Annotated in this window: 24 protein-coding genes and 1 tRNA gene; 9 read left to right on the top strand and 16 right to left on the bottom strand. The window is 69.6% G+C overall.

Annotated features, from left to right (window positions below; all coding sequences use genetic code 11):
- Nucleotides 1-13: 13 nt before the first annotated feature.
- From QTH87_RS19270 to QTH87_RS19280, 3 genes are read right to left on the bottom strand one after another with little or no spacing between them, the layout of a single operon-like run.
- Complete coding sequence (locus QTH87_RS19270; protein ID WP_286611585.1) at nucleotides 14-1,153, bottom strand: ABC transporter permease; 1,140 nt, start codon at nucleotides 1,151-1,153, stop codon at nucleotides 14-16.
- Entirely contained in the window at nucleotides 1,150-2,967 is a 1,818-nt protein-coding gene (locus QTH87_RS19275) for an ATP-binding cassette domain-containing protein (protein WP_286611840.1), read from the bottom strand. Before QTH87_RS19275 ends, QTH87_RS19270 begins: the two co-directional genes overlap by 4 nt.
- Before the next feature lie 5 nt (nucleotides 2,968-2,972).
- Nucleotides 2,973-3,998, bottom strand: coding sequence for an HlyD family secretion protein (locus QTH87_RS19280; protein ID WP_286611586.1), 1,026 nt, complete (start codon nucleotides 3,996-3,998; stop codon nucleotides 2,973-2,975).
- 111 nt (nucleotides 3,999-4,109) lie between these two features.
- Between QTH87_RS19280 and QTH87_RS19285 the strand changes: the two genes are divergently transcribed.
- Nucleotides 4,110-4,922, top strand: a complete 813-nt coding sequence (locus QTH87_RS19285; RefSeq protein ID WP_286611587.1) for a TetR/AcrR family transcriptional regulator — start codon at nucleotides 4,110-4,112, stop codon at nucleotides 4,920-4,922.
- Nucleotides 4,923-4,983: 61 nt separating this feature from the next.
- Here QTH87_RS19285 and QTH87_RS19290 read toward each other — a convergent pair whose 3' ends face one another.
- Nucleotides 4,984-5,460, bottom strand: a complete 477-nt coding sequence (locus QTH87_RS19290; RefSeq protein ID WP_286611588.1) for an Lrp/AsnC family transcriptional regulator — start codon at nucleotides 5,458-5,460, stop codon at nucleotides 4,984-4,986.
- 105 nt (nucleotides 5,461-5,565) lie between these two features.
- Here QTH87_RS19290 and mdeB point away from each other — a divergent pair, with 105 nt between their 5' ends.
- Genes mdeB through QTH87_RS19305 form a run of 3 tightly spaced genes read left to right on the top strand, consistent with a single transcriptional unit; the run spans nucleotide 5,566 to nucleotide 9,249 of the window.
- A complete protein-coding gene (gene mdeB, locus QTH87_RS19295; protein ID WP_286611589.1) occupies nucleotides 5,566-8,220 on the top strand; it encodes an alpha-ketoglutarate dehydrogenase in 2,655 nt (884 codons plus the stop codon).
- 42 nt (nucleotides 8,221-8,262) lie between these two features.
- Complete coding sequence (locus tag QTH87_RS19300; protein ID WP_286611590.1) at nucleotides 8,263-8,844, top strand: VOC family protein; 582 nt, start codon at nucleotides 8,263-8,265, stop codon at nucleotides 8,842-8,844.
- A gap of 15 nt (nucleotides 8,845-8,859) precedes the next feature.
- Entirely contained in the window at nucleotides 8,860-9,249 is a 390-nt protein-coding gene (locus tag QTH87_RS19305; protein WP_286611591.1) for a DUF2784 domain-containing protein, read from the top strand.
- 21 nt (nucleotides 9,250-9,270) lie between these two features.
- On the opposite strand, the gene QTH87_RS19310 is transcribed toward QTH87_RS19305, so the two are convergent.
- The 4 genes from QTH87_RS19310 to QTH87_RS19325 all read right to left on the bottom strand — a co-directional run bounded on the left by QTH87_RS19310 (nucleotide 9,271) and on the right by QTH87_RS19325 (nucleotide 13,028).
- A complete protein-coding gene (locus QTH87_RS19310) occupies nucleotides 9,271-10,173 on the bottom strand; it encodes a dienelactone hydrolase family protein (RefSeq protein ID WP_286611592.1) in 903 nt (300 codons plus the stop codon).
- A gap of 68 nt (nucleotides 10,174-10,241) precedes the next feature.
- Entirely contained in the window at nucleotides 10,242-11,264 is a 1,023-nt protein-coding gene (locus QTH87_RS19315) for a Gfo/Idh/MocA family protein (protein WP_286611594.1), read from the bottom strand.
- A 25-nt stretch (nucleotides 11,265-11,289) separates the two neighbouring features.
- Nucleotides 11,290-12,189 (bottom strand): SMP-30/gluconolactonase/LRE family protein, encoded by a 900-nt coding sequence (locus QTH87_RS19320; RefSeq protein WP_286611595.1) that lies wholly within the window; start codon nucleotides 12,187-12,189, stop codon nucleotides 11,290-11,292.
- Nucleotides 12,186-13,028, bottom strand: coding sequence for an IclR family transcriptional regulator (locus tag QTH87_RS19325; protein WP_286611596.1), 843 nt, complete (start codon nucleotides 13,026-13,028; stop codon nucleotides 12,186-12,188). Before QTH87_RS19325 ends, QTH87_RS19320 begins: the two co-directional genes overlap by 4 nt.
- Nucleotides 13,029-13,228: 200 nt before the next feature.
- Between QTH87_RS19325 and QTH87_RS19330 the strand changes: the two genes are divergently transcribed.
- The 5 genes from QTH87_RS19330 (at nucleotide 13,229) to fdhD (ending at nucleotide 18,058) form a co-directional block, all read left to right on the top strand.
- Nucleotides 13,229-13,912 carry a hypothetical protein gene (locus tag QTH87_RS19330; RefSeq protein ID WP_286611597.1) on the top strand — a complete coding sequence of 228 codons (684 nt, stop codon included), beginning with the start codon at nucleotides 13,229-13,231 and terminating at the stop codon, nucleotides 13,910-13,912.
- A 71-nt stretch (nucleotides 13,913-13,983) separates the two neighbouring features.
- On the top strand, nucleotides 13,984-14,985 hold the full coding sequence (locus QTH87_RS19335) for a TRAP transporter substrate-binding protein (RefSeq protein WP_286611598.1): 1,002 nt from the start codon (nucleotides 13,984-13,986) through the stop codon (nucleotides 14,983-14,985).
- Nucleotides 14,986-15,146: 161 nt separating this feature from the next.
- On the top strand, nucleotides 15,147-15,977 hold the full coding sequence (locus tag QTH87_RS19340) for a hypothetical protein (RefSeq protein WP_286611599.1): 831 nt from the start codon (nucleotides 15,147-15,149) through the stop codon (nucleotides 15,975-15,977).
- Between the two features lie 26 nt (nucleotides 15,978-16,003).
- Nucleotides 16,004-17,083: a TAXI family TRAP transporter solute-binding subunit gene (locus tag QTH87_RS19345; protein WP_286611600.1), complete on the top strand. Its 1,080-nt coding sequence runs from the start codon at nucleotides 16,004-16,006 to the stop codon at nucleotides 17,081-17,083.
- Nucleotides 17,084-17,170: 87 nt separating this feature from the next.
- Entirely contained in the window at nucleotides 17,171-18,058 is an 888-nt protein-coding gene (fdhD, locus tag QTH87_RS19350; RefSeq protein WP_286611601.1) for a formate dehydrogenase accessory sulfurtransferase FdhD, read from the top strand.
- A gap of 3 nt (nucleotides 18,059-18,061) precedes the next feature.
- On the opposite strand, the gene QTH87_RS19355 is transcribed toward fdhD, so the two are convergent.
- The 8 genes from QTH87_RS19355 to fdhE all read right to left on the bottom strand — a co-directional run bounded on the left by QTH87_RS19355 (nucleotide 18,062) and on the right by fdhE (nucleotide 26,633).
- Entirely contained in the window at nucleotides 18,062-18,472 is a 411-nt protein-coding gene (locus QTH87_RS19355) for a hypothetical protein (RefSeq protein WP_286611602.1), read from the bottom strand.
- A 131-nt stretch (nucleotides 18,473-18,603) separates the two neighbouring features.
- The gene (locus QTH87_RS19360; protein ID WP_286611603.1) at nucleotides 18,604-19,377 is read right to left on the bottom strand and encodes an alpha/beta fold hydrolase; all 774 of its coding nucleotides are present in this window, start codon (nucleotides 19,375-19,377) and stop codon (nucleotides 18,604-18,606) included.
- A 74-nt stretch (nucleotides 19,378-19,451) separates the two neighbouring features.
- Nucleotides 19,452-20,297 carry a PA4780 family RIO1-like protein kinase gene (locus QTH87_RS19365; RefSeq protein ID WP_286611604.1) on the bottom strand — a complete coding sequence of 282 codons (846 nt, stop codon included), beginning with the start codon at nucleotides 20,295-20,297 and terminating at the stop codon, nucleotides 19,452-19,454.
- A 70-nt stretch (nucleotides 20,298-20,367) separates the two neighbouring features.
- Nucleotides 20,368-22,089 (bottom strand): ubiquinone-dependent pyruvate dehydrogenase, encoded by a 1,722-nt coding sequence (poxB, locus tag QTH87_RS19370; protein ID WP_286611605.1) that lies wholly within the window; start codon nucleotides 22,087-22,089, stop codon nucleotides 20,368-20,370.
- A gap of 36 nt (nucleotides 22,090-22,125) precedes the next feature.
- Nucleotides 22,126-22,218: transfer RNA gene (locus tag QTH87_RS19375), tRNA-Sec, on the bottom strand.
- 13 nt (nucleotides 22,219-22,231) lie between these two features.
- Nucleotides 22,232-24,157: a selenocysteine-specific translation elongation factor gene (gene selB, locus QTH87_RS19380; protein WP_286611606.1), complete on the bottom strand. Its 1,926-nt coding sequence runs from the start codon at nucleotides 24,155-24,157 to the stop codon at nucleotides 22,232-22,234.
- Nucleotides 24,154-25,602: an L-seryl-tRNA(Sec) selenium transferase gene (gene selA, locus QTH87_RS19385; protein WP_286611608.1), complete on the bottom strand. Its 1,449-nt coding sequence runs from the start codon at nucleotides 25,600-25,602 to the stop codon at nucleotides 24,154-24,156. Before selA ends, selB begins: the two co-directional genes overlap by 4 nt.
- Nucleotides 25,602-26,633: a formate dehydrogenase accessory protein FdhE gene (fdhE, locus tag QTH87_RS19390; RefSeq protein WP_286611609.1), complete on the bottom strand. Its 1,032-nt coding sequence runs from the start codon at nucleotides 26,631-26,633 to the stop codon at nucleotides 25,602-25,604. The genes selA and fdhE overlap by 1 nt, the downstream gene beginning before the upstream one ends.
- Nucleotide 26,634: the final 1 nt, after the last annotated feature.

Consider the following 26,634-nt stretch of genomic DNA (forward strand, 5'->3'; position numbering starts at 1 on the left):
CATTCCCTGGTCGTCAGTCGAGCCGCTTGCGCGTCACCAGCCGCGCCAGCGCGAGCAACACCACGGCGTAGGCCAGCAGGATCGCGCAGTTCCTGAACACCATCGGCCACACGGTGCCAGCGAGGAACAGCGTGCGGATCAGCTCCATGAAGTAGGTCGCCGGCAGCAGCTGGCCCACGATGCGCACCACCACGGGCACGTTGCGCAGGTCGAACAGGAAGCCCGACAGCATCAGCGAAGGCAGGAAGGCCGTGATCAGCGCCACCTGGCTGGCGAGGAACTGGTTGCGGGTGACCGACGAGATGAGGAGGCCGACCGCCACCGCCACCAGCATGTAGAGCATCGCGCTCACCACCAGCACCGCCAGCGAGCCCACCATCGGCACCTCGAACAGGAAGCGCGCCGCCAGCAGGCAGAGCGCCAGGCCGACCATGCCGATGCAGAAGTAGGGAATGATCTTCGCCAGCAGGATCTCGACCGGCCGCACCGGCGTCACGAACAATGCCTCGAAGGTGCCGCGCTCCCATTCGCGCGCCATCACGAGCGCGGTGAGAAAGGCGCCGACCAGCGTCATGATCAGCACGATCAGGCCGGGCACGAGGTACCAGGTGCTGGTGTTGGCGCTGTTGAACCACAGCCGTTGCTCGATCGTGACCGTACCGGTGGCGGGCCCGGCATCGGGCGGGCGTGCCGATCCGGACTGGTCGGTGCGGCGCAGGCCTTCCTGCGCGATCGCGCCGCTGACATAGCGCAGGATGATGTTGGCCTTGGCCGCATCGGCGCCGTGCACCACGACCTGGATGCGCGCGTCGCCCGCGGCCTGGCGGCGCGAGAAGTCGCCCGGCACGCGCACGATGCCGTCGACCGTGCGCTCGCGCATCAGGGCTTCGGCCTCGTGCATCGAAGCCACCACCACGGGCGATATGTAGGGCGTGAGCTGCAGGCCGGACACCGCCCGTGCCGCCGTGGGCGAGGCGTCTTCCATGACGATCGCGACCGGGGCGTTCCTGACGTCCAGCGAGAGCCCGTAGCCGAAGATCAGGATCAGGATGATCGGCAGCAGGATGCCGATCGCGATGCTGCTGGGATCGCGCAGCAGCTGGCGCGTCTCCTTGCGCGTGAGCGCGATCAGGCGCGCCGCCGAACGCTTCATGCGGCCACCTCTTGCGGCTTGTGGGTTGCCTCGCGTGCCTGCGTGACGATGCCGATGAAGGCGTCCTCCATGCTCATGCGTGCGGACTCGGTGCCGGCATCGCCGCGCCGGGCCTGTGCACGCACCTCGCGCGGCGTGCCGATGGCCAGAAGCTTGCCGGCGTCCTGGATCACGATGCGATCGCAGTATTCGGCCTCTTCCATGAAATGGGTGGTGATGATGATCGTGACGCCGGCCGCCGCGAGCGCCGTGATGCGGCGCCAGAATTCGCGCCGCGCCAGTGGGTCGGCACCGCTGGTGGGTTCGTCGAGGAACAGGATCTCGGGCTCGTGCAGCAGGCCGGTGGCCATCGCGAGGCGCTGCTTGAAGCCGCCCGGCAGCTGGCCGCTGGCGGCGTCTTCCTGGCCCAGCAGGTCGAACTGCGAGAGCACCGCGTGCATGCGCTCGCGCAGCCGCTGCCCGCGCAGCCCGTAGGCACCGCCGAAGAACGAGAGGTTCTCGTTGACCGTGAGATTGCCGTACAGCGCGAACTTCTGAGAGACGTAGCCGATGCGGCTGCGTGCCTGCGCGCGCGCATGGCGCAGGTTCACGCCCGCCACCTCGAGGAAGCCGCTGGTCGCGGGCAGCAGGCCGCAGAGCATGCGGAAGGTGGTGGTCTTGCCGGCGCCGTTGGGGCCCAGCAGGCCGAAGATCTCGCCGCGACGCACCTCGAAGCTGGTGCTCGCAACGGCAGTGAAGTCGCCGAACCTGCGCACCAGGTCCTTCACTTCGATCATGACCTCGTCGTTGGCTGCGGGCTTCGATGCGAGGGGATCGGCCAAGGTGGGCGCGCCGCTGGCCTTCGGTGCGATCGCGGTTCGGGCAGCTGCGGCTGTCTCGGCCTGCCGCCGTTCGCGAAGGATCACCATGAAGCCATCCTCTAGACGTTCGTCTGCGGATTGCACCGGCACGTCGCCGAGCAATGCCTGCAAGCGCTCGGCGCTCGCGTCGGGCCGGCGGATGAAGCGCACTTCTCCGCCTTGCGGCACGGCGTCGATGATGCTTTCCGGCGCGTCGAGCAGCCTTGCCTGCAGGGTGCGGGCCGGCGTGGACGGGTCGGGCCGCGCGACGAAGCACAAGCCGCGAGCCTTCGCGCGCAGGTCGGCGGGCGTACCCTGCGCCAGCACGCCGCCCTGGTCGAGCTGGAAGACCTGCGCGCAGCGCTCGGCCTCGTCGAGGTAGGCGGTGCTCACGATGACCGAGAGCTTCTCGTCGTCGACCAGCTGCGCGACGATCTCCCAGAGCTCGCGCCGCGAGAGCGGATCGACACCCACCGTGGGTTCGTCGAGCAGCAGCAGCTCGGGCGAGCGCACCAGCGTGCAGGCCAGGCCGAGCTTCTGCTTCATGCCGCCTGACAGCTTGCCTGCGGGGCGATCGGTGAAGCGGCCCAGGTCGGTCATCTCCATGAGCCGCGCATAGCGTGGTGCGCGCCGGTCGCGCGGCACGCCGTGCAGGTCGGCGTAGAGGTCGAGGTTCTCCTGCACGCTGAGGTCTTCGTAGAGGCCGAAGCGCTGCGGCATGTAGCTGATGCGGTCCTGCACCGCCTGCGGATCGGCGGCGACATCGATGCCCAGCACCTCCAGCCGTCCGGTATCGGCGCGCATCAGGCCGGCGGCGAGCCGCAGCAGCGTGCTCTTGCCGGCCCCGTCGGCACCCACCAGCGCGGTCAGCGTGCCCGCGGGCACCGAGATCGAGATGTCGCGCAGCGCCTGCGTGACGTCCTTCGATCCCTTGGCCGTGAAGCGCTTGTGCACGCCGGTTGCCACCAGCGCCATCGTGTTCACGGCCGCTTCCCGGTGGGTGCCCCGGCCGCATCGAGCACGATGTCGACCGTCACTGGCATGCCCAGGCGCAGCTCGTCGTCGGCATCGTCGGCCAGCACGCGTACCTCGTAGACGAGGCTGGTTCGCAGGTCCTGCGTCTGTACCGTCTTGGGCGTGAATTCGGCCACCGACGAGATGTAGCCGACCTTGCCGGCGAACGGCCGGTCGGGCCGGCTGTCGATGCGCAGCCGGGCCGCCATGCCCGGCTTGATGCGGCCCAGGTCGACCTCGTTGACATAGGCGCGCACCCACTTGGGATCGGTGATCGCGAGCGTGTAGACCGGCCGCTGCGGCGAGGCCATGTCGCCGGGCTCCATGAGGCGCGCGCGCACCACCGCGTCGATCGGTGCGCGCAGCTCGGATTCGGCGATCTGGTGCCGCACCAGCGCCAGCGCGGCGGTGGCGGCGTCGAGCTGTGCCTGGGCCTGCGCGATGTCTTCCTTGCGCGGCCCGGTCACGACCAGCTGCTGTGCCTTGCGGGCGTTCTCGAGCTGGGCCAGCGCCACCTTGCGGCGCGACTGCGCGGCGTCGATGTCCTGCTGGCTCACGGCACGGCCGGCACTGCCTTCGCGGATGCCCTGCAGCCGCTCGAGCTGCTGGCGTGCGAGTTCGGCATCCGCCTGCGCGGCCGCGACCTGGGCGCCGGCCTGCGCCACTTCCTCGGGCCGGCTGCCGGCCTTGAGCCGCTGCAGCGCCTCGCGGCGCACCGCGATGTCGGCCTCGGATTGCGCGGCACGCAGTGTCAGCGTGCGCGTGTCGAGGCTGCCGAGCACCTGGCCGGCCTTGACGCGATCCCCTTCCTGCACCGCGAGCTTCTCGATGCGGTCGCTGCCGTTGAAGGCCAGCGACACCTGTCGCAGGTCGACGTTGCCGTACAGCACGAGCCGCGAGGTGTCCGTCTCGTCATGCCGGAAGGACCAGGCGGCGAGGGCGCCAGCCGCGGCGACGAGGACGGCGGCGATCAGCAGGGGCTTCTTGTTCATGATTCGGAGCGCTTGCGTGCGAGGGGAGAAGATGAAGTAGACTGATCATAATGAATTGAAATTTCAATTTCAACTAGTTCCGCCGACCACCTGTTTCAAGCTGTTCATCCCATGCGCAAATCCGAACCGCGCCCCGCGGCGCCCGTTTCATCCAGGACGCCTGCCGGGGCGACCGCCAGGCGGCGTGACCCGGCAGGCGCCACTGCAAAGGCCGCAGCCCCGAAGGCCCCGGCGCCGCTCGCGCGCGGCAAGCGCACCGACGGCGATGCCACGCGCGTGCACCTGCTCGAGACTGCGGGCCGCGTCTTCGCCGAGCGCGGCTTCGCCGAGACCACGAGCAAGGAGATCTGCGAGCGCGCCGGCACCCAGCTGGCCGCGGTCAACTACCACTTCGGCAGCCGCGAGGCGCTGTACGAGGCGGTGCTGGTCGAGGCCCACCGGCAGATCGTCGAGGTGGAGGAACTCGAGTTGCTGGCGAGCGGTCCCGGCGATGCCGGCCGGAAGTTCATGGCGGTGCTGCAGCGCCTGATCGGCCTCTCGGCGCGCGGCGCCGTGCCGTGGGGCGTGCCCGTGGTGCTGCGCGAGGTGATGTCGCCCTCCGCCCAATTGCCGGCGCTGGTCGAAAAGGCGATCCGGCCCAAGGCCGCGATCGTGCTCGGGCTCATGGGCGAGGTGCTGGGCCTGCCGCCCGATCACCCGGCCGTGCAGCGCGCGCTGATCTTCACGGTGCTGCCGGTGGTGGTGATGCTGCTGGTGCCCAGGGAGCTCGTGGCCCGCGTGCTTCCGGGCGCGGCCCGAGGCAGCGCCGGCCTCGAGGAAGACCTCATGCGCTACGTCAAGGGTGGCCTCGCCGCGATGGTCGAGGCGCATAGGGCGGCGACACGGCCGGGGGCCAAGGTGCGCCGGGCGGTGCTGCCCAGGTAGGCGCGGCGGCCCGCCGGTGCGTGCTCAGTCGCTCGGCGTTGCGACCTCGACTTGACGCGGATCAGGAGGACGCGGCCGCCGCGAGCGGCAGCGCTGTCTTGTAGCGCACCTGCTTCAAGGCAAAGCTCGAGCGGATCTTCTCGAGCCCGCTGATCGGCGTGAGCTGTTCCAGGATGAACTTCTCCAGCGCCGCGATGTCGGCCACGGCGACGCGGATCAGGTAGTCGCTGTCGCCGGTCATGAGATAGCACTCCATGACCTCGTCGTGCTCGACGATGCGCCGTTCGAAGTCGGCCAGCGAGGCCTTGCTCTGCGTCGTGAGGCTGATCGAGATGAAGACGTTGAGTCCGATCCCGAGCGCCGCCGGATTGGCGATCGCGACATAGCGGTCGATGACGCCGTGGGCTTCGAGCGCCTTCACGCGCGCGAGGCAGGGCGAGGGCGACAGGTGCACGCGCCGGGCGAGTTCGACATTCGACAAGCTGCCGTCGCGCTGCAGTTCGTCGAGGATGCGGAGATCCGTGCCGTCCAGTTTCATGAAATGCCGCTGGTTCCTGAAATTAGAGCATTTTATGCCGTCCATCGTTGAAAGTGCCCCATGAACGGCATCAAGAGCCAGCGCCCCGATTCTAGAATTCCGGTCATGAACGCCCACACTTCCTCGTCGCTGGCCGCACTGGTGCGCATGGCCGATCCCGATCCGCAGGAAACCGCCGAATGGCGCGATGCCTTTGCGGCGCTGGTCGAGGCCAGCGGTCCCGAACGCGCTCGGCAGATCCTCGACGCCCTCGCCGTGGACGCCCGCACGCGCCGCACCGGCTGGGCGCCCGAGCTCTGCACGCCCTACGTCAACACCATCGCGGTCGATGCGCAGCCGGCCTTTCCCGGCGACCTCGCGATCGAGGAGCGCCTGGCCTCGCTGATGCGCTGGAACGCGCTGGCGATGGTGGTTCGCGCCAATTCGAGCTACGGCGAACTCGGCGGCCACATTGCGAGCTACGCGAGCGCGGCCGACCTGTTCGAGACCGGGTTCAACCACTTCTTCCATGCGCGCAACGCTGCGCATCGCGGCGACCTCGTGTTCTTCCAGCCGCACAGTGCCCCTGGCGTGTACGCACGCGCCTTCCTCGAAGGCCGCCTGAGCGAAGGCGATCTCGCCCACTACCGCCAGGAGCTCACGGCGCCGGCCTTCACCGAGGGCCGCGGCGCACGCGGGCTCAGCAGCTATCCGCATCCCTGGCTGATGCCGGATTTCTGGCAGTTTCCGACCGGCTCGATGGGCATCGGTCCGATCAGCTCGATCTACCACGCGCGCTTCATGCGCTACCTCACGCATCGCAACCTCCTCGATTGCGAAGGCCGGAAAGTCTGGGGCGTGTTCGGCGACGGCGAGATGGACGAGCCCGAATCGATGAGCGCGCTGACGCTCGCCGCGCGCGAGAAGCTCGACAACCTCGTGTGGGTGGTCAACTGCAACCTGCAGCGCCTGGACGGCCCGGTGCGCGGCAACGGCCGCATCATCGACGAACTCGAGAAGCTGTTCGCCGGTGCCGGATGGAACGTCATCAAGCTGGTCTGGGGCAGCGACTGGGACGGACTCTTCGCGCGCGACACCACCGGCGCGCTGGTGCGCGCCTTCGCCAACACGGTCGATGGCCAGATGCAGACCTTCGCGGCCAAAGACGGGCGCTTCAACCGCGATTCGTTCTTCGGCCAGAACGAGGAACTCGCGCGGCTCGCGCAGGGCATGACCGACGAGCAGATCGACCGCCTGAAGCGCGGCGGCCACGACCTCGTGAAGATCCACGCGGCCTACGCCGCGGCGGCCGCGCATCGGGGCCAGCCCACCGTGATCCTGGCCCACACCAAGAAGGGCTACGGCATGGGCGCAGGGCAGGGCCGCATGACCACGCATTCGCACAAGAAGTTCGAGAGCGCCGACCTGATCGGCTTTCGCAACCGCTTCTCGCTGCCGCTCAGCGACGAGCAGGCGACCTCGCTGGCCTTCTACAAGCCGGCCGAGGACAGCGCCGAGATGAAGTACCTGAAGGCGCATCGCGAGGCGCTCGGCGGCTCGATGCCGCGCCGCGAGACGGCCTGCGAGCCTGTGCCGAAGCCTGCGCTCGCGGCCTACGGCCAGTTCGCGGTCGCTGCCGCGGGCAAGGAGATGAGCACCACGATGGCCTTCGTGCGCATGCTCGGCAACCTGCTCAAGGACCCGACGCTGGGCCCGCGCGTGGTGCCGATCGTGGCCGACGAGGCGCGCACCTTCGGCATGGCCAACCTGTTCAAGCAGGTCGGCATCTATTCGAGCGTGGGCCAGCGCTATGCGCCCGAGGACATCGACTCGATCCTGAGCTACCGCGAGGCGACCGACGGCCAGATCCTCGAGGAAGGCATCAGCGAGGCCGGCGCGATCGCGAGCTGGACCGCGGCGGCCACGAGCTACAGCGTGCATGGCCTCGCGATGCTGCCGTTCTACATCTACTACTCGATGTTCGGCTTCCAGCGCGTGGGCGACCAGATCTGGGCCGCGGCCGACCAGCGCCCGCGCGGCTTCCTGCTGGGTGCCACCTCGGGTCGCACCACGCTCGGTGGCGAGGGGCTGCAGCACCAGGACGGCACCAGCCACCTGGTGGCGGCGACCATCCCGAACTGCAAGGCCTACGACCCTGCGTTCGCGGGCGAGATGGCCGTGATCGTCGACGCCGGCATCCGCGAGATGATGGTCGAGCAGAAGGACGTCTTCTACTACGTCACTCTGATGAACGAGAACTACGCCCAGCCCGACCTGCCCGCGGGCGCCGAGTCCGACGTGCTGCGCGGCTGCTATCGCTTCGACGGCTGGCAGGGTGCGGGTTCGGTGCGCGGTGCCGAAGCGCGGGTCACGCTGCTCGGTTCGGGCGCGATCCTGACCGAGGTGGTCAAGGCCGCGCAGCTGCTCGCGGCCGAGGGCATCGCCTGCGAGGTCTTCAGCGTCACGAGCTGGAGCGAACTGGCGCGCGACGGCGCCGCCTGCGAAGCCGCGGCCTTGCGTGGCGAGCCGGCGGTGCAACCCTTCATCGCGCGGCAGCTGGCCGGCGGCTCGGGGCCGATCGTGGCGGCCACCGACTACGTGCGTGCGGTGCCCGAGAGCGTGCGCGCATGGCTGCCCGCCGGCCGGCGCTACCTCACGCTGGGCACCGATGGCTTCGGCCGCAGCGACACGCGCGCGGCGCTGCGCGATTTCTTCGGCGTCGACGCCGCCAGCATCGCGCATGCGGCGAGGTTCGCTATCCGCGAGCGCGGCGACCGCTGAGGCGCTACATTCGGCGCCGGAGACTCACTCGAAGGAGGCCGCATGACCGCCACGATCCGCCCGAAGACATTCGCCCACATCGTCTACCGGAGCTATCGCTTCGACGAGATGCTGGACTGGTACGTGAAGGTGTTCGACGCCAGGGTGCAGTACCAGAGCCCCGTGATCGCCTTCGTGACCTACGACGAGGAGCATCACCGCATCGCGCTGCTCAACCTCGGCATCGTCAAGGGCGAGTCGCAGGAGAAGGTGCCGCGCGGCGCGCCGGGGGTCGACCACGTGGCCTATGGCTACCGTTCGCTCACCGAGCTGCTCGACAAGTACCTCGAGCTGAAGGCGAAGGACGTGCTGCCGTACTGGTGCATCCATCACGGCATCACCGTGTCGCTCTACTACGCCGACCCCGACGGCAACCAGATGGAGTTCCAGGCCGACAGCTACGACAGCAACGACGCCGCCAATGCGTTCATGCACGGACCGGACTTCGAGCTCAACCCGATCGGCGTCGAGTTCGATCCCGAGGCCCTGATCGCGCGCCTGCGCGCGGGCGAAAGCGAAGCCGCGCTGCGGCTGCGCACCCGGCACCTGCCGGTGTCGGAGCTGCGCGGCACGCTGATGGGCTGAGCGCCGCGTGCCCGGATGGAAGTCGTCCATCGCCTGATCGCCGACGCAGTGCTCGTGCTGCACGGGCTCTTCATCCTGTTCGCGGTGTTCGGCGGCCTGGCCGCCTGGCGCTGGCCCCGGCTCGCATGGCTGCATCTGCCGGCCGCGGCCTGGGCCGGATGGGTGGTGTCGGTCGGCTGGATCTGCCCGCTCACGCCACTGGAGAATGCGCTGCGCCGCCGTGCCGGCGAGGCCGGCTACGGCGGCGGCTTCGTCGAGCACTACCTGACCGCGCTGATCTACCCCGAAGGCCTGACGCGGCCGGTGCAGTTCGCGCTCGGCGTCGGCGTGCTGCTCTTCAACGCCCTCGTCTACGGGCTCGTGATCTGGCGGCGCCGGCGCTCGCGGCATGCGCGAGGCCGGTGATGGCCGCCTGCCTGTGGGCGATCAGGCCGGGCCGCCGAGCTGCTCCCGGAGGAAGTCCACCGTGCGGCCCCAAGCCAGCTTCGCCGCGGCCGCGTCGTAGCGCGGTGTCGTGTCGTTGTTGAAGCCGTGCTGCGTGTCCGGATACTGGAAGTCCGTGAAACGAACGCCGGCCGCCTTGAGCGCTGCCTCGTAGGCCGGCCAGGCGGCATTGATGCGTTCGTCGACCGCGGCGCGCTGGACCAGCAGCGGCGCCTTGACCTTCGCGGCTTCGGCGGGCGCCGGCGTGTTGCCGTAGAAGGGCACGGCCGCATTCAGGTCGGGCAGCCGCGTGGCGAGCAGGTGGGCGATGCCGCCGCCCCAGCAGAAGCCCACGACGCCGAGCTTGCCGGTGGCATCGGGCCGCGTCCGCAGCCATGCCGCGGCGGCCAGGAAATCCTGCTGCGTCTTGGCCTGGTCGAGCTTGGCAAAGGCCTCTCGAGCCTTTTCTTCATCGCCTGGGTAGCCGCCCAGCGGCGACAGCGCGTCGGGCGCGAAGGCCATGAAGCCGTCGAGCGCGAGGCGGCGCGTGATGTCCTCGATGTGCGGATTGAGCCCGCGGTTCTCGTGCGCCACCAGCACCGCGGGCAGCCGCTGGTTGCCGGCGGCCACCGGGCGCGCGAGGTAGCCGCGCACCGTGCCGCTGCCCTCGGGCGAGGGGAAGCTCACGCGTTCGGCCTTGAGCTTCGGGTCGCCGGGCGCCACCTGCTGGCCTACCGCGAAATTGGGGCTCAACGCCGCCAGCAGCCCGGCCGCCGTGACGCCGGCCTTCGCGAACTTCTGGGCCTGCGCGAGGAAACCGCGGCGGTCCAGGTTGCCGTGCACGTAGGCGTCGAAGAGTATGAGCAGTTCCTGGTCGAAATCCTGGGCAGTCAGGCGAGGGGGCATGGTCCGGCCTTCAAGTGGGAGTGGATGGAGGAGGGACAGCTTAGCCGCCTCGTGTTAACAGGTTGCGGCTAGAGGGCTTCCCAGCCGCCGCTGCGCGCTGACGCGAACAGCGCCTCGATGGTGCGCAGCGTGCCCAGCGCATCCTCGATCGGCCAGCTCGGCATCGGCTCGCCGAGCAGCAGGCGCGAGAAGCGCTCGATCTGCAGCGCGTACTGGTTCACCGGCTCGAATTCGAAGCGCTGCGTCGGCAGCCAGCCGACGGAGGTGGCGTCGCCGAGCTCGATGCGCGAAGGGGTGGGGCGGCCGTGCGCATAGGGGAAGTCGAAGCGCATCCAGCCATCGGCACCCATCACCGAGAGCTGCTGGTGCGACCCCCAGCCCGCGGTGCCGGCCTGGGTGGCCACCGTCAGCGTCGCATGCGCGTCGCCGTAGTCGAGCAGCGCGCTCGTGAGGCGGTCGATGCCGAAGGCCGGATCGCGCTCCATCGCCGCCACCACGCGCAGGGGCGGGCGGCCGAAGACCAGGTTGCAGCCGCTGATGGCGTAGGAGCCCAGGTCGTAGGCCGCGCCGCCGCCGGCATCCGGATCGTTGCGCACGTCGGCCGGATCGAGGAACTGCTTGGCCAGCGTGGTGTGGGCCGCGCGCACCGGGCCGATGGCGCCCGCGGCCATCAGCTCGGCGAACTTCGTCCACTGCGGGTGGTTGCGAAAGCCGAAGCCTTCCTCGATGTGGCGGCCCGTGCGGTCGCGCACCTCGCAAAGCTGCTGCACCTGCGCTGCGCTGAGGCACAGGGGCTTCTCGCACAGCACGTGCTTGCCGGCCTCCATGGCACGCACCGACCACTCGAAGTGCAGCTGGTTCGGCAGCGGCACGTAGACCGCGTCGATGTCGGCATCGGCCAGCAGCGCCTCGTAGCTCGGATAGACGCGCGGGATGCCGAGCGTCTCGGCGGTCGCGCGGCCCTTGGCGGCGTCGCGCGAGGCAAGGCCCAGCAGGGTCGCGCTCGGCGCTTCGCGCATGGCCGGCATGGTGCGGCCGGTGGCGATCGCGGCGGCACCCAGCACGCCCCAGTTCACTGTCTTGTTGCTCATGATGGTCGATCCTTCGTCGTGTTCTTCAGGCAATGGCGGGCGATCCGAAGCGGCATTCTTCGATGCCCGCCACCTCGACATCGAGCGCGAGCAGCGATCCGGCCAGCGGCTGCTCGCGCAGCGCGCGGCGATCGAGGAATTTGCGCGCGGTCGTGATGTAGAGCGTCCTGAGTTCCGGGCCGCCCAGGCAGACGCAGCTGACGTTGCGGGCCGGTACCTCGACCACGCGATCCACCTTGCCCTCGGGCGTGTAGCGGACCACCTTGCCGGCGCCGAAGATCGCGTTCCAGACGAAGCCCTGCGAATCGACGCAGGCGCCGTCGGGCCGTTCGCGGCTCGCGGCGTGGTCGACGAAGACGCGTCGTTCGCCGAGGGTGCCCGCGGCGTCATCGAAGTCGAAGCGCCAGGTGACGAAGCGCCGCGTGTCGGAGAAGTACAGCGTGTCGTGCCCAGGCGAGAAGGCCACGGTGTTGGACACGATGACGTCGCCGAACTGCCGCTGCACGCTGCCTTCGGCGTCGATGCGGTAGAAGCCGCCGTTCGGGCGGTGCAGCTGGTTGTCCATGGTGCCGACCCAGAAGCGGCCGCGGGCATCGCAGCGGCCGTCGTTGAGGCGGTTGTCGATGGCCGGGTCTTCCACCTGGCACAGCAGCGTGGTGGCGCCGGTGGCGAAATCGAACACGTGCAACGCCAGGTCGATGCCGATCAGCACGCGACCCGGCTCGTGCATCAGCGCCAGCGAGCCGAGGTAGCGGCCTTCGAAGCCGAAGACGTCGTGCCGGCCCGAGGCCGGATGAAAGCGCTGCAGTCGGCCGCCGTCGATGTCGAGCCACAGCAGCGACTGCGTGTGCGTGCACCACAGCGGCGTCTCGCCGAGCAGGTCCTGTCCTGGCAGTACGCAGCGGACCGCGCCTGCCGTGTTCATCGGACGCCGCCCGGCTTGACGCGCGCCGGTCGGTCCGCGAGGTTGCCCCAGGTGCCGACGTTGGCCGCCTTGAGCAGCGGCGACGCGTTGCCCGACACCGCGAGCTCCTCGGCCGCGTCGAGCAGCGACTGGCTGAACTGCGTCATGCGCTTGCTCGTGAGCCGTGCGCTCGGCCCGGCGATGACGATCACGCCGGTGGCCGGGCCGTCGGGCCGCTTGACCGGCGCCGCCATGGAACTCATGCCGAGCGCATAGGCATCCTGGATGATGCTGAAGCGCCGCTTGCGGTGCTCGGCCAGCACCTTGAGCAGTGCCTTGATGCTGGCGGGCGCGTTGGGCCCGTAGTCGCGCGCGTCGCCCAGGCCCTGGCGGCTCACGTACTCGATCGCCTCGTCCTCGGGCAGCGTCATGAGCCAGGCCTGCCCGGCCGCGCTGCAGGACAGCCGCAGGTCGATGCCCATGTCCGGGTCGTACATGAGGCCGGAGCGGGCGCCCTGCGCCTTGGCGACCAGCGTGAGGCGTTCGCCGTCGACGATCGCGAGCCGCACCAGCTCCTCGGTGGCCTGCGCGAGGCGGGCGAGCACGGGCTGGGCAATGTCGACCACGCCCGACTTGCTCAGGAAGCTCAGCCCCATCGAGGCCATGCGCGTGGTGAGCGCGTAGTCGCTGCGCTGGGGCATCTGGCGCACGTAGCCGAAGCGCATCAGTTCCTGCAGCGTGCGGTGGCAGCCGCTGCGCAGCTGGTTCAGTTCGGTGGCGATCTGGCCGAGGCTGGCGCCGTCGGGGTAGGCCGTGAGGTATTCGAGGATGGCCAGGGACTTTTCGAGGGAACCGCTCAAGTGGACTCTCCAGGGCGCTCGGCCATTCAAAAGTTGAATGATATAAAAAAGTTGAACGACGTTCAACTCTTTGGCAATATGCGCCACCGCGCGGCATCCGGTGCCGCAGCCAGGAGACACGAAAGCATGAGAAGGACAAGCATCAAGCCGCTTCGCCGGGTCGGTGTGGCCGCGGGCATTCCCGTTCGGGCGGGTGCCTGATGGCCCTGCTCGGTGCGGCCGCGCTGGCCATGTGGTGGGACATCTCTGCCGAGGTGCGGTCCGATTTCGAGGACTGGCACGCGCACGAGCACTTTCCGGAGCGGCTCGCGATCCCGGGCTTTCGCCGCGGCACGCGCTGGCGCAGCGCCTCGCCCGGCGAAGGCATGTTCGTGATGTACGAGCTCGAGAACTACGACGTGCTCGCCTCGCCGGGCTACCTCGAACGCCTCAATGCGCCCACGCCCTGGTCGACGCGGCTCATGCCGGAGCACCGGAACATGGTGCGCAGCCAATGTCGCGTGCTCGAGTCGGGCGGCGGTGGCGTGGCAGGCCATGCGCTGACGCTGCGCCTGTCGCCGGCGGCCGGCCGCGACGACGAGGTGCGCGCCTTCTTTCGCGCCCGCATCGCAGCGCTGGCACAGCGACCGGGCCTGGTCGGCGCCCACCTGCTGCGGCATGCGGCGCCGCCGATCGCCGCCACCACCGAACAGAAGATCCGCGGCTCGAACGACAGCTTCGCGGACTGGGTCTTCATCGCCTGCGGCTATGACCTCGGCGCCTTGGAGGCGCTGGCCGAGACCGAACTGTGCGCGTCCACGCTGGCGGCCCACGGCGTGGCGCCCGGCCACGTCGCAGGCAGCTACGGCGTCGCCTTCTCGGCCACGCCGGCGGACATCGCCTGAAGGTCATCGCCAAGAGTTCCCGAACCCGCGGCCCTCGCCGGCCGCTTCATTGAAACCCAGGAGACTGTCCCATGAAGCTTCGCAGTGTCATCACCCTCGTCGCGCTGGCTGCCGCCTGCGCCTGTGCTTCCGCGCAGGTTCAGGAGCGCACCATCCGCTTCGGCCATGTCGTGCAGCCCGGCCACCCGATCGCGGTCGGCACGCAGAAGTTCGCCGAGATCGTCGCCGCCAAGAGCGGCGGCAAGATCAAGGTGCAGGAGCTCGGCGGCGGCAGCGTCGGCGGCGAGCAGCAGCAGCTCAGCGCGGTGCAGGGCGGCGTGCAGGACATCACGCTTCCGTCCGCGACCGTGATGGGCGGCGTGGTGAAGGAGTTCACGCTGCTCGACATCCCGTTCTCGTTCAGCAAGGCCTCGGACGTCGACACCGTGCTCGCGGGCCCCTTCGGCCAGCAGCTGATGGCCCGCCTGCCGGAGAAGGGCCTGGTCGGCCTCGCGTTCTGGGAGACCGGCTTTCGCAACTTCACGAACAGCAAGAAGCCGATCGTCAACGTGGAAGACCTGAAGGGCCTCAAGCTGCGCGTGATCCCGAACCCGATGTTCATCGAGAGCTTCGCTGCACTGGGAACCAACCCGGTTCCGATGCCTTTCCCCGAGCTCTACGGCGCGCTCGAATCCAAGGCCATGGACGCCCAGGAGAATCCGTTCAGCGTGGTGCTGACCAGCAAGTTCAACGAGGTGCAGAAGTACCTGAGCGTGACCAACCACGTGTACACCGCCAACCCGGTCGTGATCAGCAAGAAGGTCTGGGACAAGCTCTCGCCGGATGAACAGAAGATCCTGCAGGAAGCCGCCGTCGAGGCCGGTGCCTACGAGCGCAAGTTCAGCCGCGACGCCGCAGCCATCGCGCGCAAGGAGCTCGAGACCAAGGGCATGCTGATCAACGACGTGCCGCCCGCCACGCTGGCGAAGATGCGCGAGCTCACCAAGCCGGTGGCGGACAAGTTCGCCGCAACCTACGACCCGGCCGTGGTGAAGACCTATCGGGCCGAGATGGAGAAGATCCAGGCGCGCTGAGTCCGTCCAATCCCTCGACACCGGGTCCTCGCCGCGGACCGCCTGGTCGCGCCGCCCTAAAAGTAATGCCTTGGTTTTCAACTTGAAACACATTGACGCGTTCCGTCATGGTTTGATGGCAGCAGCGAGGGGGCCTGGAGATCATGTCGAGCTCGGCGCCATTGGATTCATACGACGTGCAATGCGTGAAGTGCTTCTCGCCCTTGAAGGGCGGGGAGCGCTACTGCGCGGTCTGCGGCTGGGACCAGGAACCCTGGCTGCCTGAGCCCGAGCCGCCGAAGCCGGGCGAGGTGGACCTCGACGTCAACCTCGATGCGTCCGACACGCTGCCGCCCGCCGAAGAGGTGGAGGCGCCGAAGAACGATCCCGCGACCTCCGCCGGCGGCCTGGCGCTGCTGGATGCGGCGGTTCTGCCGGGCGCCGGCATGCCGCAGTGGCAGAAGGAGGCCAACGACGCCGCGGGCCCGTCGCGCTGGACCCGGCGCGTCCCTGCGCTGCTGGTGAGCCTCGCGGTCGCGTTCGGGGTCGTGGCGCTGGCCCTGGTAGTCGATCATTTCTATTTCGACAAGCAGAACGAGTTCGGCCGGCTGCGCGAGTTCAAGGCCGGCATGGTCCAGGTTCGCGCGGCGCTCAAGCGGGGGGACCTGCCCGCCGCCGAACGCCTGCTCGATGCGCTCGACGCCGAGCACGCGGACGATGTCGGCGTGCAGAAGCTGCGCGAAGAACTCGACCAGAGGGAAGAGGCGCTGGCCGCCAGCGCGACCTCCGGCGTCGTCGCACCCGCGCCGCCGCAGGCAACGCCGGCAAGCAGGCCGGCCGAAGCGCCGCCGGCCCGCATGCAGGAGCCTCCGGCTGTGCCCGCGCCCGCGCCCGCGCCTGCGGCCGCCGCCGGCGCCGCGGAGCCTCCCTGCAGCGAGGCGCTGTCGGCGCTGTCCCTCTGCCCGAAGGCAGCGCCCGCGCAGCCGCCGCGCGAAGCCACACCCCCGCCCTGAGGCCACGCCAGTCACGAGGAGCCCGCATGCCCACCACGATCAGATCCCTGCTGGCCTCGCTGAGCCTGGCCGTCCTTGCGGGCGCGGTCGCTGCGGCGCCGGCCCCGGGCCGCGCGCAATACAAGATCGTGACCGCGTCCAAGACCGGCACCTACATCGAGATCGGCCGCGACCTGGCCAAGTTCGTGGCCGATCCGGCCGGCTTCGATCTCGAGGTGCTGGAGTCGAAGGGGTCGGCCGAGAACATCCAGCGCATGCGCTTCGAGCCCGGCGTCAAGCTCGCGCTGGTGCAGTCCGACGTCTACCAGGCCTTCCTCGACCAGGCCAAGGCCGGCAATGCCGACGCGGGCAACATCATCCGCCCGCTGCGGCTGATCATGCCGCTCTACGACGAGGAGATCAATTTCGTGGTCCGCGCCGACTCGCCGCTCAATTCGATCCACGAGATCAAGGGCAAGAAGATCGGTGTCGGTCCGCTGGGCAGCGGCACCGCCCTGACTTCGCGCACCGCCTACCAGCTGATGTTCGATGAACCCCTGCCGGTGGAGAACACGCAGTACCTGACCAACGAGGAAGCGCTGTCGAAGCTCACGGTCGACAAGAGCATCGACGTCGCAATCATCGTCGCAGGCCAGCCCGCCAAGCTGTTCTCGGAGATGAAGCCCGAGGCGCGCAAGTACATCAAGCTGCTCAAGCTCGACCCCGCCGCGCCGGAGACCGAGCGTGCGAAGAAGACCTACTTCCCGGCCACCATCCGGGCCGGCAGCTATGCCTCGTGGCTGACCAACGACGTGCCCACGCTGACCGTCAAGGCCTACCTCGTGACCTACGACTACGGCCTCCAGTCGACCGTCTACAACCTGACGCGCTTCACCGATTCGCTGTGCGCCAACTTCGACAAGCTGCAGGCCAGCGGCCATCCCAAGTGGAAGCAGGTGCGCATGGAGCTGCCGCCGCTGGGTCAGGGCTGGCGCTACTTCGCACCCACCGAGAAGGCCCTGCGCAGCTGCATCGCGGGCCGCCCGCCGGTGGCGCAGGCCTCCGACGCGACGCCGCGCCGCGCCTGCGCCGAGCAGGAAGTGGTACTGGGCATCTGCCGGCGCTGAGCGCGCGCAGCGGCCGCAAGGCGCGAAGCTGCTCGGCGCATGCGCATGCGCATGCGCATGCGCATGGTTTGGGCTAAGGTGCGGGCCATGCGCTCGCCTGATACCCCTGACGCCGCCGATCCCGGCCTTTCGATCTCCGCGCTCGAGCGCCTGCAGGTGCAGGTGCATGGGCAGGAAGGGGCACCGCCCGCAGGAACGGTGCGCAGCGACACGCTCGCTGCCGAGGTGCCGGTGGCGCTGGTCTTCAACGGCATCTCGCATGCCGTGATGATGGCGACGCCGCGCGACCTGGAGGATTTCGCGCTCGGCTTCGCGCTCAGCGAAGGCATCCTCGATCGTGCCGAGGACTGCCGCGGCATCGAGGTCGAGGCAATCGACGCCAGGGCCGCCGGCCTGCCGGAGGGCATGCCCGGCATCGAGGTGCGGCTCGAGATCTCGACCCGCAGCTTCGAGCGTCTTAAGGGCCGGCGGCGCAGCATGGCAGGACGCACGGGCTGCGGCATCTGCGGCGTCGAGAGCTTCGCGGCGCTCGACCTGTCGGCGCAGCCGGTGGCGCCGCGCGACTGGATCGCGCGGGTCGATCTGCCCACCGTGCTGCGCGCCTTCGCCGCCCTGCCGGCGCAGCAGGCGCTGAACCGGGAAGCGGGCTCCATCCATGCGGCCGGCTGGGCCGACCTCGAAGGCCGGCTGCTGGCGGTGCTCGAGGACGTGGGCCGTCACAACGCACTCGACAAGCTGCTCGGCCGCCTCGCGCGTGCCGACCTGTTGGCTGCGCCGGGCTTCGTGCTGATGTCGAGCCGGGGCAGCCATGAGCTGGTGCGCAAGTGCGCGCGGCTCGGCATCGCCGCGATGGCCACGATCTCGGCACCGACCGCGATGGGCGTGCGCGTGGCCCTGCTCGACGGGGTGCGGCTGTGGGGCCTGTGCCGCGCGCCCAGGGGCGTGCTCTATGCCCCGGGCGCCGGGGCCGGTTGACTGCTAGCGGGCGAAGCCGCCGACGAAGGCCGCGTCTGCGCCGCCCCAGGCGCCCCAGTCCACCTGGTCCATCTGGTCGAGCTGCGCGGCTTGCAGTTCCTCGTTGCTCATCCGCTTCTGGAGGCGCATCTCCTGGTAGACCGAGTACTGCGCCGAGTTGCCCACGTAGGCCAGGCCGTTCGATGAATCGGGCATCACGAAGTAGGTGACGCCCCGGTACTGGACCGGCGTCACCTTGTTCTTCGGCAGCCTGGCGAAGAGCGCCTTCTGATCGGCCGTGGTGGGCGTGATGATCTTGAAGCCGGCGGCAACCGCGGTCTCGTCATTGCCACGGTTTCCGGTCGCGCAACCCGCGGCCAGCGCGAGGAGCGCGACGGCGGCGATGCCCTTGAATGCGATGAGAGCTTTTTTCATGTGTTGCCTTGAAGTGCCCTGAGGCCATGAGGTGACGAACCGGCCATTGCCGGCCCGAGGGGATCGCATTCGACCCGGCTTGCAATGTAACCCCTCGAGCCCGGCTTCCTGCCCCGGGCAGGGACCGGGGCTCAGGGAGCCAGGCGGTCTGCGAATTCCCTGAAGGCCCGTGCGACCGCCTGCGGGTTCTCGATCCAGGGGAAATGCCCCGCGTCCGGGATGCTTCGGGCCAGCACGTTCGGCGTGTCGAACGCGGGGGTGGCCCAGGCCGCCTGGCTCACGATGCGGTCGGCCTCGCCCCACAGGCGCAGTACCGGAACCTCGGGCCACCAGCGCGCCTTGTACGTGTGGTCGAAGTTGGCGTCGGACCACTCGATGGCCTCGCGGTTGTAGGGCATGCGGGCCAGCATGGCGCGGCCCTTTTCCAGGCCGGCGGGCGTGAAGTTCCAGGGTGCGGAGGCCAGCACGAGGGCGGTGAGGTTCTCCACCGTCGGATCGGCGGTGTAGGCAGCCACCGCCGCATCGAAGGCGGGCAGCGGGTCGGCCCTGGTCATGGCGAGATAGGCCGGATGCCAGGAGCAATTGGGCGCGGTGTCGACCAGCGCGATGCCCCTGACATGCTCGCGCAGTGCCGGCGTGTCGAGCAGGTACATGCCGCCGGTGGAGTGACCCACGCAGACCGGATCGGCGACCGCCTGGGCCGCTTCGATCAGCACGTGAGGCCACTTCGCGAAGGGCGAACCGGATGCCGGGTTCGATCCGTCGCCGGGCAGATCGACCAGCCAGACGCTGCCCGGCACGTCCAGGGCATCGGCCAGTTCGTGCAGGGACTCCGAGCCGATGCCGGGCCCCCCGGGCAGCAGCAGCCAGTTCAGGGCGCCGGGCCGGGCGGAGTGGCGACGCATGCGGACACCGGATGGGGTGAAACGCGTTTCCATGGGGGCAATATGAAGGGATGAAGGGATGAAGGAAGCCGGCGTCAGCGGGCCGCCATGCGCACCAGCCGGGCGGCCTCTTCGGCGCGCGCGTCGTCCACCTCGCGCAGCACGCCGCCCAGATCGACGGGGCCGGTCGGACGCGCGAAGCGTCCGGTCAGCGCCGAGCCGGGCTGCAGCTCGCCGCGTTCGTAGAGGTTCCAGATCTCCTCGCCGTAGCGGGTGGACAGCAGTTCGGGCGCGACCCGTCCGAAGAAGTCCGCGAGATTCGCCACGTCGCGCAGCAGCATCCGCCGCGCATGGTTGTTGCCCGCGGCATCGACCGCCTGCGGCAGGTCGATGATCACGGGGCCGTCGGCGGCCAGCAGCACGTTGAACTCGGAAAGGTCGCCGTGCACCACGCCCGCGCACAGCATGCGAACCACTTCATCCAGCAGCGTCGCGTGATGCAGCCGCGCGTCCTCGGGCGTGAACACCACGTCGTTGAGGCGCGGTGCCGCATCGCCGTGGGCGTCGGTGACCAGTTCCATCAGCAGCACGCCCTCGACGAAGTTGTAGGGCACCGGCACTCGCACGCCCGCCGCCGCCAGCCTGTAGAGCGCATCGACCTCGGCACTCTGCCAGGCTGCTTCGGTGGCCTGCCGGCCGAATTTGGTGCCCTTGGCCATCGCACGCTGCAGGCGCGTGTTCTTGACCTTGCGGTTCTCGGTGTAGTCGACGGCCTGGCGGAAACTGCGCTGGTTGGCTTCCTTGTAGATCTTGGCGCAGCGCGTCTCGTCCCCGCAGCGCACGACGTAGACCATCGCTTCCTTGCCGCTCATGAGCTGGCGAACCACGCTGTCGATCAGTCCTTCATCGATGAGCGCCTGCAGTCTGGGGGGTGCTTTCATGGCCCATTCTGCCTGTCTGCCATTGGGCTTTGGCGAGGTGCACCGAATACGCCGGCGCCACAACCGCTGGTCAGAGCCGCAGGTTGGTGCGCGCCAGGTCGATCAGCTCGCCCGCCCGCCCGTCCATCACGGCCTTGAGCATGTAGAGGCTGAAGTGCGCAGCCTGTTCGGCGGTTGCCTTGGGCGGCATCACGAGTTCCTGGCGCGCGCTCACGACGTCGACCAGGGCCGGGCCGTCGTGCGCGAAGGCGGCTCGCAGGGCGCCTTCGAGTTCGGCCGGGTTCTCGACCCGGAAGCCGCGGATGCCCATGGCCTCGGCCATGGCGGCGAAATTCGGATTCTGAAGATCGACGCCGTTGTCCAGGAAGCCGGTGGCCTTCATTTCCATCTCGACGAAGCCCAGCGTGCCGTTGTTGAGCACCACCACCTTCACCGGCAGGCCCAGCTGCGTGAGGCTGATCAGGTCGCCCATCATCATCGTGAAGCCGCCGTCGCCCGACATCGAGATCACCTGCCGGCGCTTGTCGACCGACTGCGCGCCGATCGCCTGCATCATCGCGTTGGCCATCGAGCCGTGGTTGAACGAGCCGATCAGGCGACGCCTGCCGTTCATGCGCAGGTAGCGCGCCGCCCAGACGGTCTGCGTGCCGACGTCGCAGGTGAAGACCGCGTCGTCGTCCGCCAGCTCGCTGATGAGGCGCGCGCAGTATTGGGGATGGATCTGCCCGTCCCCAGGCTGGCCTTCGGCGAGCTGGTCGAGATCCGCGCGCGCCTTCCGGTAGTGGCGCAGGGCGCCGTCGAGGAAGCTGCCGTCGGTCTTGGCGTCGAGCAGCGGCATCAGGGCCTGCAGCGTGACGCCGACGTCGCCGATCAGGCCCAGGTCGAGTCGGCGCCGGTTGCCGAGGCTCTCGGCGCGAAGGTCGATCTGCGCCACCTTCGCGTCCTCGGGATAGAACTGCCGGTAGGGGAAGTCCGTTCCGAGCAGCAGCAGCAGGTCGCACTCCTTCATGGCGTGGTAGCCCGACGCGAAGCCGATCAGTCCGGTCATGCCGACGTCGAAGGGGTTGTCGTACTCGACATGTTCCTTGCCGCGCAGCGAATGGACGATCGGCGCCTTGAGCCTGCCTGCGAGCTCCAGCAGCGTGTTGTGGGCGCCGGCGCAGCCGGCACCGCACATCAGCGTGATGCGATCGGCGCCGTTGATCAGCGCGGCCAGGGTCTCGAGTTCGCTCTCGCGGGGCAGCGTGATCGGCGCCTGCGGTGCGAGCCAGGCGGGCGCCCGGGCCTGCGTCGGCAGCAGCGCGATGTCGCCCGGAATGACCACCACGGCCACGCCGCTGGTGGCCACGGCGATGCGCAATGCCTTCTCGAGAATGCGCGGCAGGTGATCGGCATTCGACACCAGCTCGACATAGTTGCTGCATTCGGCAAACAGCACTTCGGGATGGGTGGCCTGGAAGTAGAAGCTTCCGATCTCGGCGCTCGGAATGTGCGCGGCGATCGCGAGCACCGGCACGCGGCTTCGCTGGCAGTCGAACAGGCCGTTGATCAGGTGCAGGTTGCCGGGTCCGCAGCTGCCCGCGCACACCGCGAGCCTGCCGGTCAGGTGGGCCTCGGCGCCCGCGGCGAAGGCGGCGGTCTCCTCGTGGCGCACGTGCAGCCATTCGATGTCGTCCATGCGGCTCAGTGCATCGGTGAAGCCGTTGAGCGAATCGCCGACGACGCCGTAGACCCTGGAGACCCCCGCGGCCTTCAGGGTTTCGGCCATCAGCTGGGCAAGTGTGTGCGACATCGATGTTCCGTTCCGACAAAAGACATCAGCATAGGGCGGAAGGGAGAGGGAGTCGAACCCTCCCGGCGACGCGTGGCGCCACCCACCGGGTTTGAAGCCCGGCCGTCCCACCAGGGACGATTCCCCTCCTCGAACTCGTTCGTCATGGCCCCTGCGCGCCATGCGCTTCCCGTGACTCGAAAAGCGCGGTGTCGGGTCGCAGCAGGTGCTGGTCCTTGATGCGGCGTGTGTAGCCGATGCGATCGAAGAACTCGAGCAACTGGATGGCGCGCTTGCGGCCCAGACCGGTCGCGTCACGGAAGCTCGCTGCCTGCAGGCCGGCCGCGAGCGCCTGGCTCTCGCGTGCGATCGCGGCCAATCGCTCGACCGTCGCGAGCGGATAGTACAGATCCTTCACGACCTGGAAGACCTCGCCGCGTCGCGCGAGGCTCGCGAGCGTCTGGCGCACCACGCCTTCGGTGGCACCGCAGTCCCTGGCGAGGTCGCGCACCCACGGCGGTTCGAAGGCGCCATCGGCCAGTCGCGGCAACAGCTTCTGGGCCAGGCGCTGCTCGGCTTCGCCGAGGCGCGCCGCATGGGCCGGCAGATGCAGCCAGGTCCCACTGCGGATCAGGGTGCCCTGCGCCACCAGCGATTCGAGCGTGTGGCGCCACAGCGCGTCGTTCGCGCGCGGTGCTGCAAGCCGTCGCAGCCGGCGCGCATCGGGGCCGACCTCGTCGGGCCAGCTCCGGTGGAACTCCGCGAGCCGTTCGAGCAGCAACTGCTGCAGGGCGGCGAGATGCCCGGGCGCGATCGCGCAGTCGCCACACCGAACGGTTCCTTCGGGCAACCGAAGGTCGGCCGCATCGGGCAGCGCGAAAGCGCGGGCCAGGGCGCGTGTGTCGATGCCCAGCGGCGCATGGTCCAGCAACGCGGCAACGATGGCGGCTCGATCGTCGAGCGCCATCGCGGCCAGCGCCTGAAGGCGCTCCGGCGTGCGCCGGTATCGGGTAGGTGCGAAAGGGTCGAGCACGCGAACGCCGGCCATGGTCCGGCTCGCCGAGGCATCGCGCAGCACGCCGCGGTCGCCGTGCCAGGCGGCGACCGGCTCTCGCAGCACCAGCTGGGCCAGCGCGCTGTCTCCGGGCTCGAGCACGTCGCAGTCGAGCAGCGCCACCGAAGCCATCGCATCGCGCGCGCCCAGATGCACATGCACCGGCGTGCCCGATCGCAATGCCTGCGTCTCGCCGGACCAAAGCGTGATCCGGACGTCGATGCGCGTGGAAGCCAACGCCACCCGTGCGTCGCAGGCCCAGTCGCCGCGATGCACCTCGTCCTTGGCGACACCGGCCAGCGCGAGCGCGCAGCGCTGGCCTGCGCTCGCACGCTCGGCTGCGAGGTTCTGCGCATGGATGCCGCGCACGCGCGCCCGGTGTTCGCCCGGCGCGATACGCAGTTCGTCGCCGATGGCGACGCTGCCGCCGATCACGGTGCCGGTCACGACCGTGCCGACGCCGGCCAGCGTGAAGGCACGGTCGACCGCCAGCCGGAAGGCCACTGTGTCGTCGCGCTCCCTGACCTCGTGCGCGGCCTCGAGCAGATGGGCACGCAATGCCTCGAGGCCTTCGCCCGTGCTGGCCGAGAGTGCGAACACCGGCGCCGCCAGCGGCGTCGGTGCCAACAGCGCAGCGATCTCGGCGCGCACCTCGGCCAGCCGCGCGTCGCGCAGCGTCGGGTCGATGCGATCGATCTTGGTGATCGCGACCGTGCCGCGCGCGAGGCCCAGCAGCGCGACCACGGCCAGGTGCTCGCGCGTCTGCGGCATGACGCCGTCGTCGGCGGCCACCACCAGCAGTGCATGGTCGATGCCGGTGGCGCCGGCCAGCATGGTGTGCAGCAGCCGCTCATGGCCCGGCACGTCGACGAAGCCCAGCGAGATGCCCTCGGCTTCGTGCAGATAGGCGTAGCCAAGCTCGATCGAGATGCCGCGGCGCTTCTCCTCGGGCAGGCGGTCGGTGTCGACGCCCGTGAGCGCGCGCACCAGCGTGCTCTTGCCGTGGTCGATGTGGCCCGCGGTGCCGACGATCATCGAAGCAGCTCGGCAAGGCGCGGCAGCTGCGCCGCGAAGGCGGCCTCGTCCTCGAGGCAGCGCAGATCGAGCAGCAGGCGGTCGTCGGCGATGCGGCCGATCACGGGCAATGGCAGCGCGCGCAGCGCGTTCGCGAGCGCGTCGAGCGCGGTGCCGATGCCCTTGCTCGCGGTGCCCGCAGGCGCCAGTGCCAGGCCGGCCGATGGCAGGCGTTCGACCGGCAGCGAACCCGAGCCGATCTGGCCGAGCAGCTCGACCGTCTCGACTGCGAAGCGAGGCGCCACGGCCACGGCCAGCGCAGGCCGAAGCGCCACCGCGAGTGCCTGGATCTGGTCCACCGGGCGTGTGAGCAGCCGCAGCGTGGGCAGGTCCTGCGCCAGCCGCTCGGGGCGCAGGTAGAGCATCAGCGTGGCCTCGAGGGCCGCCAGCGGGAGCTTGCTCATGCGCAGCGCGCGTTTCATCGGAAACTTGCGGATGCGCCCGACGGCCTCCCTGCTGCCGACGATCAGGCCGGCCTGCGGCCCGCCGAGCAGCTTGTCGCCAGAGAAGGTGACGATGTCGCAGCCCGCGGCCAGCATCTCCTGCGGCAGTGGCTCGCGTGGCAGGCCGTGGTGCGCGAGGTCGACCAGCGAGCCGCTGCCGAGGTCGGTCGCGAGCGGCACGCCGCGCGCATGGGCGATCCCGGCCAGCGTCTTTTCGTCGACCGCGGCCGTGAAGCCCTGCACCGCGTAGTTGCTGGTGTGCACCTTCATCACGAGCGCGGTGTTCGCCGTGAAGGCGCGCTCGTAGTCGGCGGGATGCGTGCGGTTGGTGGTTCCGACCTCGACCATGTGCGCGCCGGCGCTGGCCATCACGTCGGGCATCCGAAAGGCGCCGCCGATCTCGACCAGTTCGCCGCGCGAGACGATCACCTCGCGATCGCGCGCGAGCGCAGCCACGGTGAGAAGCACGGCCGCCGCGTTGTTGTTGACCAGGGTCGCGGCCTCGGCGCCCGTGAGCGTGCACAGCAGCTCTTCGACGATCGAGTCGCGGTCGCCGCGACGGCCCGATGCCAGGTCGTACTCGAGGTTGTTGGGCGCGCTCATCACGGCCAGCAGGTGCTGCAGCGCGGCGTCGGCCAGCAGCGCTCGGCCGAGGTTGGTGTGGATCACGGTGCCCGTGAGGTTGAACACCGCGCGCATGCGCGGCGCCAGCCTGGCCCGCACCGCCGCCGCCAGCGCATCGTCGAGCGCCGCGGGCTGCAGCGAGTCGGCCGCGAGCCGACCTGCGACCGCGTCGGCGCGCAACCGTTCGAGCAGCGCGCGCGCCTCGGCGACCACCAGCGTATGGCCGTGCTCGGCCAGCAGGGCGATGGCTGCGGGTCGGCGCAGCAGCTTGTCGATCGAGGGCAGATCCTGGGGCCTTGCCTTCGAGCCGTGGACCACGGACTCTTCGGGCGCGGCCATCAGCCGCCCCCGCCGTCGTCGTCGGGTGCTCCCTCGGGGTCGCCGAACAGCAGCATCAGGTTGTGGCCGCTGCGCTCGAAGCCGGCTTCCGACACGAGCAGGTCGAGCGCCACGCTCGCGAGGTCGTCCGCCACGGGCTCCACCTGCGGGTCCTTCTCCATCGACACCAGCTTGAGGTAGTGGCCGCAGGTGTCGCAGCATTCGGCCTTGACCGCACCGGGCCGTGCGCCGGTGGCGGGCAACGCGACGCCGGGCTCGGGTGCGAGCTCCTGCAGGTGGATGCCCTTGGTGCTCTCGCAATGCGTGCACTTGATGCGCACGTAGTGCCACTGCAGGCTGCACAGCGAGCAGTGCAGGTACCGAAAGCCCGAATCGTCGGCGCCGATGCGCGTGAGGCTGGCGGTCGGCAGGCTGCCGCAGCAGGGGCACTGCGTGGCGGGTTCGGTGTGGCCGAAGACGCGTTCGCCATGGGTCTCCGCAAGGCGGATCGCGAGCTGCGCCCAGTAGAGCTGCAGGCCGGCGGCGATCAGCGGCGCAGTCGCGAGGTCGAGTCCGAGCGTGATGCGGCGCGACAGGCGATCGGCCTGCTGCTCGATCCAGTCGTCGGGGCAGGCGAGAAGCCGGTCGACCGTCTCGCGCGCCGTGCCTGCGGCGAGCCGGCCGCGGAACAGCGCGAGCAGCCGTCGCAGCTCGGCGCGCCATGCGGCATCGCGCGGCCAGCCGAAGGCCGGCATCGGCGGCTGCAGGGCGCGGCCGGCCAGCTCGCAGGCGGCAGCATCGGGCAGGTCGACTTCGGGATAGGTTTGGAAGACCTCGTGCTGCGCCGAGCCGAGATCGGCGATGAACAGCAGGTATTCGCGCATCGGATGCGCGGCAGCGAGCTGGCGCAGCCGCAGCTGGCGGTCGGCGAACAGGCCGGCGCGCAGCGGCAGGTTCACGAACGGCATCTGCCGCCCGGCCTGCATGGCGATCTCTTCGGCGCTGAGGACGCGGACGTTGCGAACGATGGGCGTGGCGGAGGGTTCGGTCATC

The sequence above is a fragment of the Variovorax jilinensis genome (assembly GCF_030316885.1).
GTDB lineage: Bacteria > Pseudomonadota > Gammaproteobacteria > Burkholderiales > Burkholderiaceae_C > Variovorax > Variovorax jilinensis.

Excerpts from the sequence above, each read along its gene's own strand:
- poxB (WP_286611605.1), bottom strand. The coding sequence starts at position 22,089 with ATGTCGCACACACTTGCCCAGCTGATGGCCGAAACCCTGAAGGCCGCG.
- QTH87_RS19315 (WP_286611594.1), bottom strand. The coding sequence starts at position 11,264 with ATGAGCAACAAGACAGTGAACTGGGGCGTGCTGGGTGCCGCCGCGATC.
- fdhE (WP_286611609.1), bottom strand. The coding sequence starts at position 26,633 with ATGACCGAACCCTCCGCCACGCCCATCGTTCGCAACGTCCGCGTCCTC.
- QTH87_RS19310 (WP_286611592.1), bottom strand. The coding sequence starts at position 10,173 with ATGCCCCCTCGCCTGACTGCCCAGGATTTCGACCAGGAACTGCTCATA.
- QTH87_RS19330 (WP_286611597.1), top strand. The coding sequence starts at position 13,229 with ATGGCCCTGCTCGGTGCGGCCGCGCTGGCCATGTGGTGGGACATCTCT.
- QTH87_RS19270 (WP_286611585.1), bottom strand. The coding sequence starts at position 1,153 with ATGAAGCGTTCGGCGGCGCGCCTGATCGCGCTCACGCGCAAGGAGACG.
- QTH87_RS19365 (WP_286611604.1), bottom strand. The coding sequence starts at position 20,297 with ATGAAAGCACCCCCCAGACTGCAGGCGCTCATCGATGAAGGACTGATC.
- QTH87_RS19345 (WP_286611600.1), top strand. The coding sequence starts at position 16,004 with ATGCCCACCACGATCAGATCCCTGCTGGCCTCGCTGAGCCTGGCCGTC.
- selB (WP_286611606.1), bottom strand. The coding sequence starts at position 24,157 with ATGATCGTCGGCACCGCGGGCCACATCGACCACGGCAAGAGCACGCTG.
- fdhD (WP_286611601.1), top strand. The coding sequence starts at position 17,171 with ATGCGCTCGCCTGATACCCCTGACGCCGCCGATCCCGGCCTTTCGATC.
- QTH87_RS19335 (WP_286611598.1), top strand. The coding sequence starts at position 13,984 with ATGAAGCTTCGCAGTGTCATCACCCTCGTCGCGCTGGCTGCCGCCTGC.
- selA (WP_286611608.1), bottom strand. The coding sequence starts at position 25,602 with ATGGCCGCGCCCGAAGAGTCCGTGGTCCACGGCTCGAAGGCAAGGCCC.
- QTH87_RS19290 (WP_286611588.1), bottom strand. The coding sequence starts at position 5,460 with ATGAAACTGGACGGCACGGATCTCCGCATCCTCGACGAACTGCAGCGC.
- QTH87_RS19305 (WP_286611591.1), top strand. The coding sequence starts at position 8,860 with ATGGAAGTCGTCCATCGCCTGATCGCCGACGCAGTGCTCGTGCTGCAC.
- QTH87_RS19360 (WP_286611603.1), bottom strand. The coding sequence starts at position 19,377 with ATGCGTCGCCACTCCGCCCGGCCCGGCGCCCTGAACTGGCTGCTGCTG.
- mdeB (WP_286611589.1), top strand. The coding sequence starts at position 5,566 with ATGAACGCCCACACTTCCTCGTCGCTGGCCGCACTGGTGCGCATGGCC.
- QTH87_RS19275 (WP_286611840.1), bottom strand. The coding sequence starts at position 2,967 with ATGGCGCTGGTGGCAACCGGCGTGCACAAGCGCTTCACGGCCAAGGGA.
- QTH87_RS19355 (WP_286611602.1), bottom strand. The coding sequence starts at position 18,472 with ATGAAAAAAGCTCTCATCGCATTCAAGGGCATCGCCGCCGTCGCGCTC.
- QTH87_RS19280 (WP_286611586.1), bottom strand. The coding sequence starts at position 3,998 with ATGAACAAGAAGCCCCTGCTGATCGCCGCCGTCCTCGTCGCCGCGGCT.
- QTH87_RS19320 (WP_286611595.1), bottom strand. The coding sequence starts at position 12,189 with ATGAACACGGCAGGCGCGGTCCGCTGCGTACTGCCAGGACAGGACCTG.
- QTH87_RS19285 (WP_286611587.1), top strand. The coding sequence starts at position 4,110 with ATGCGCAAATCCGAACCGCGCCCCGCGGCGCCCGTTTCATCCAGGACG.
- QTH87_RS19300 (WP_286611590.1), top strand. The coding sequence starts at position 8,263 with ATGACCGCCACGATCCGCCCGAAGACATTCGCCCACATCGTCTACCGG.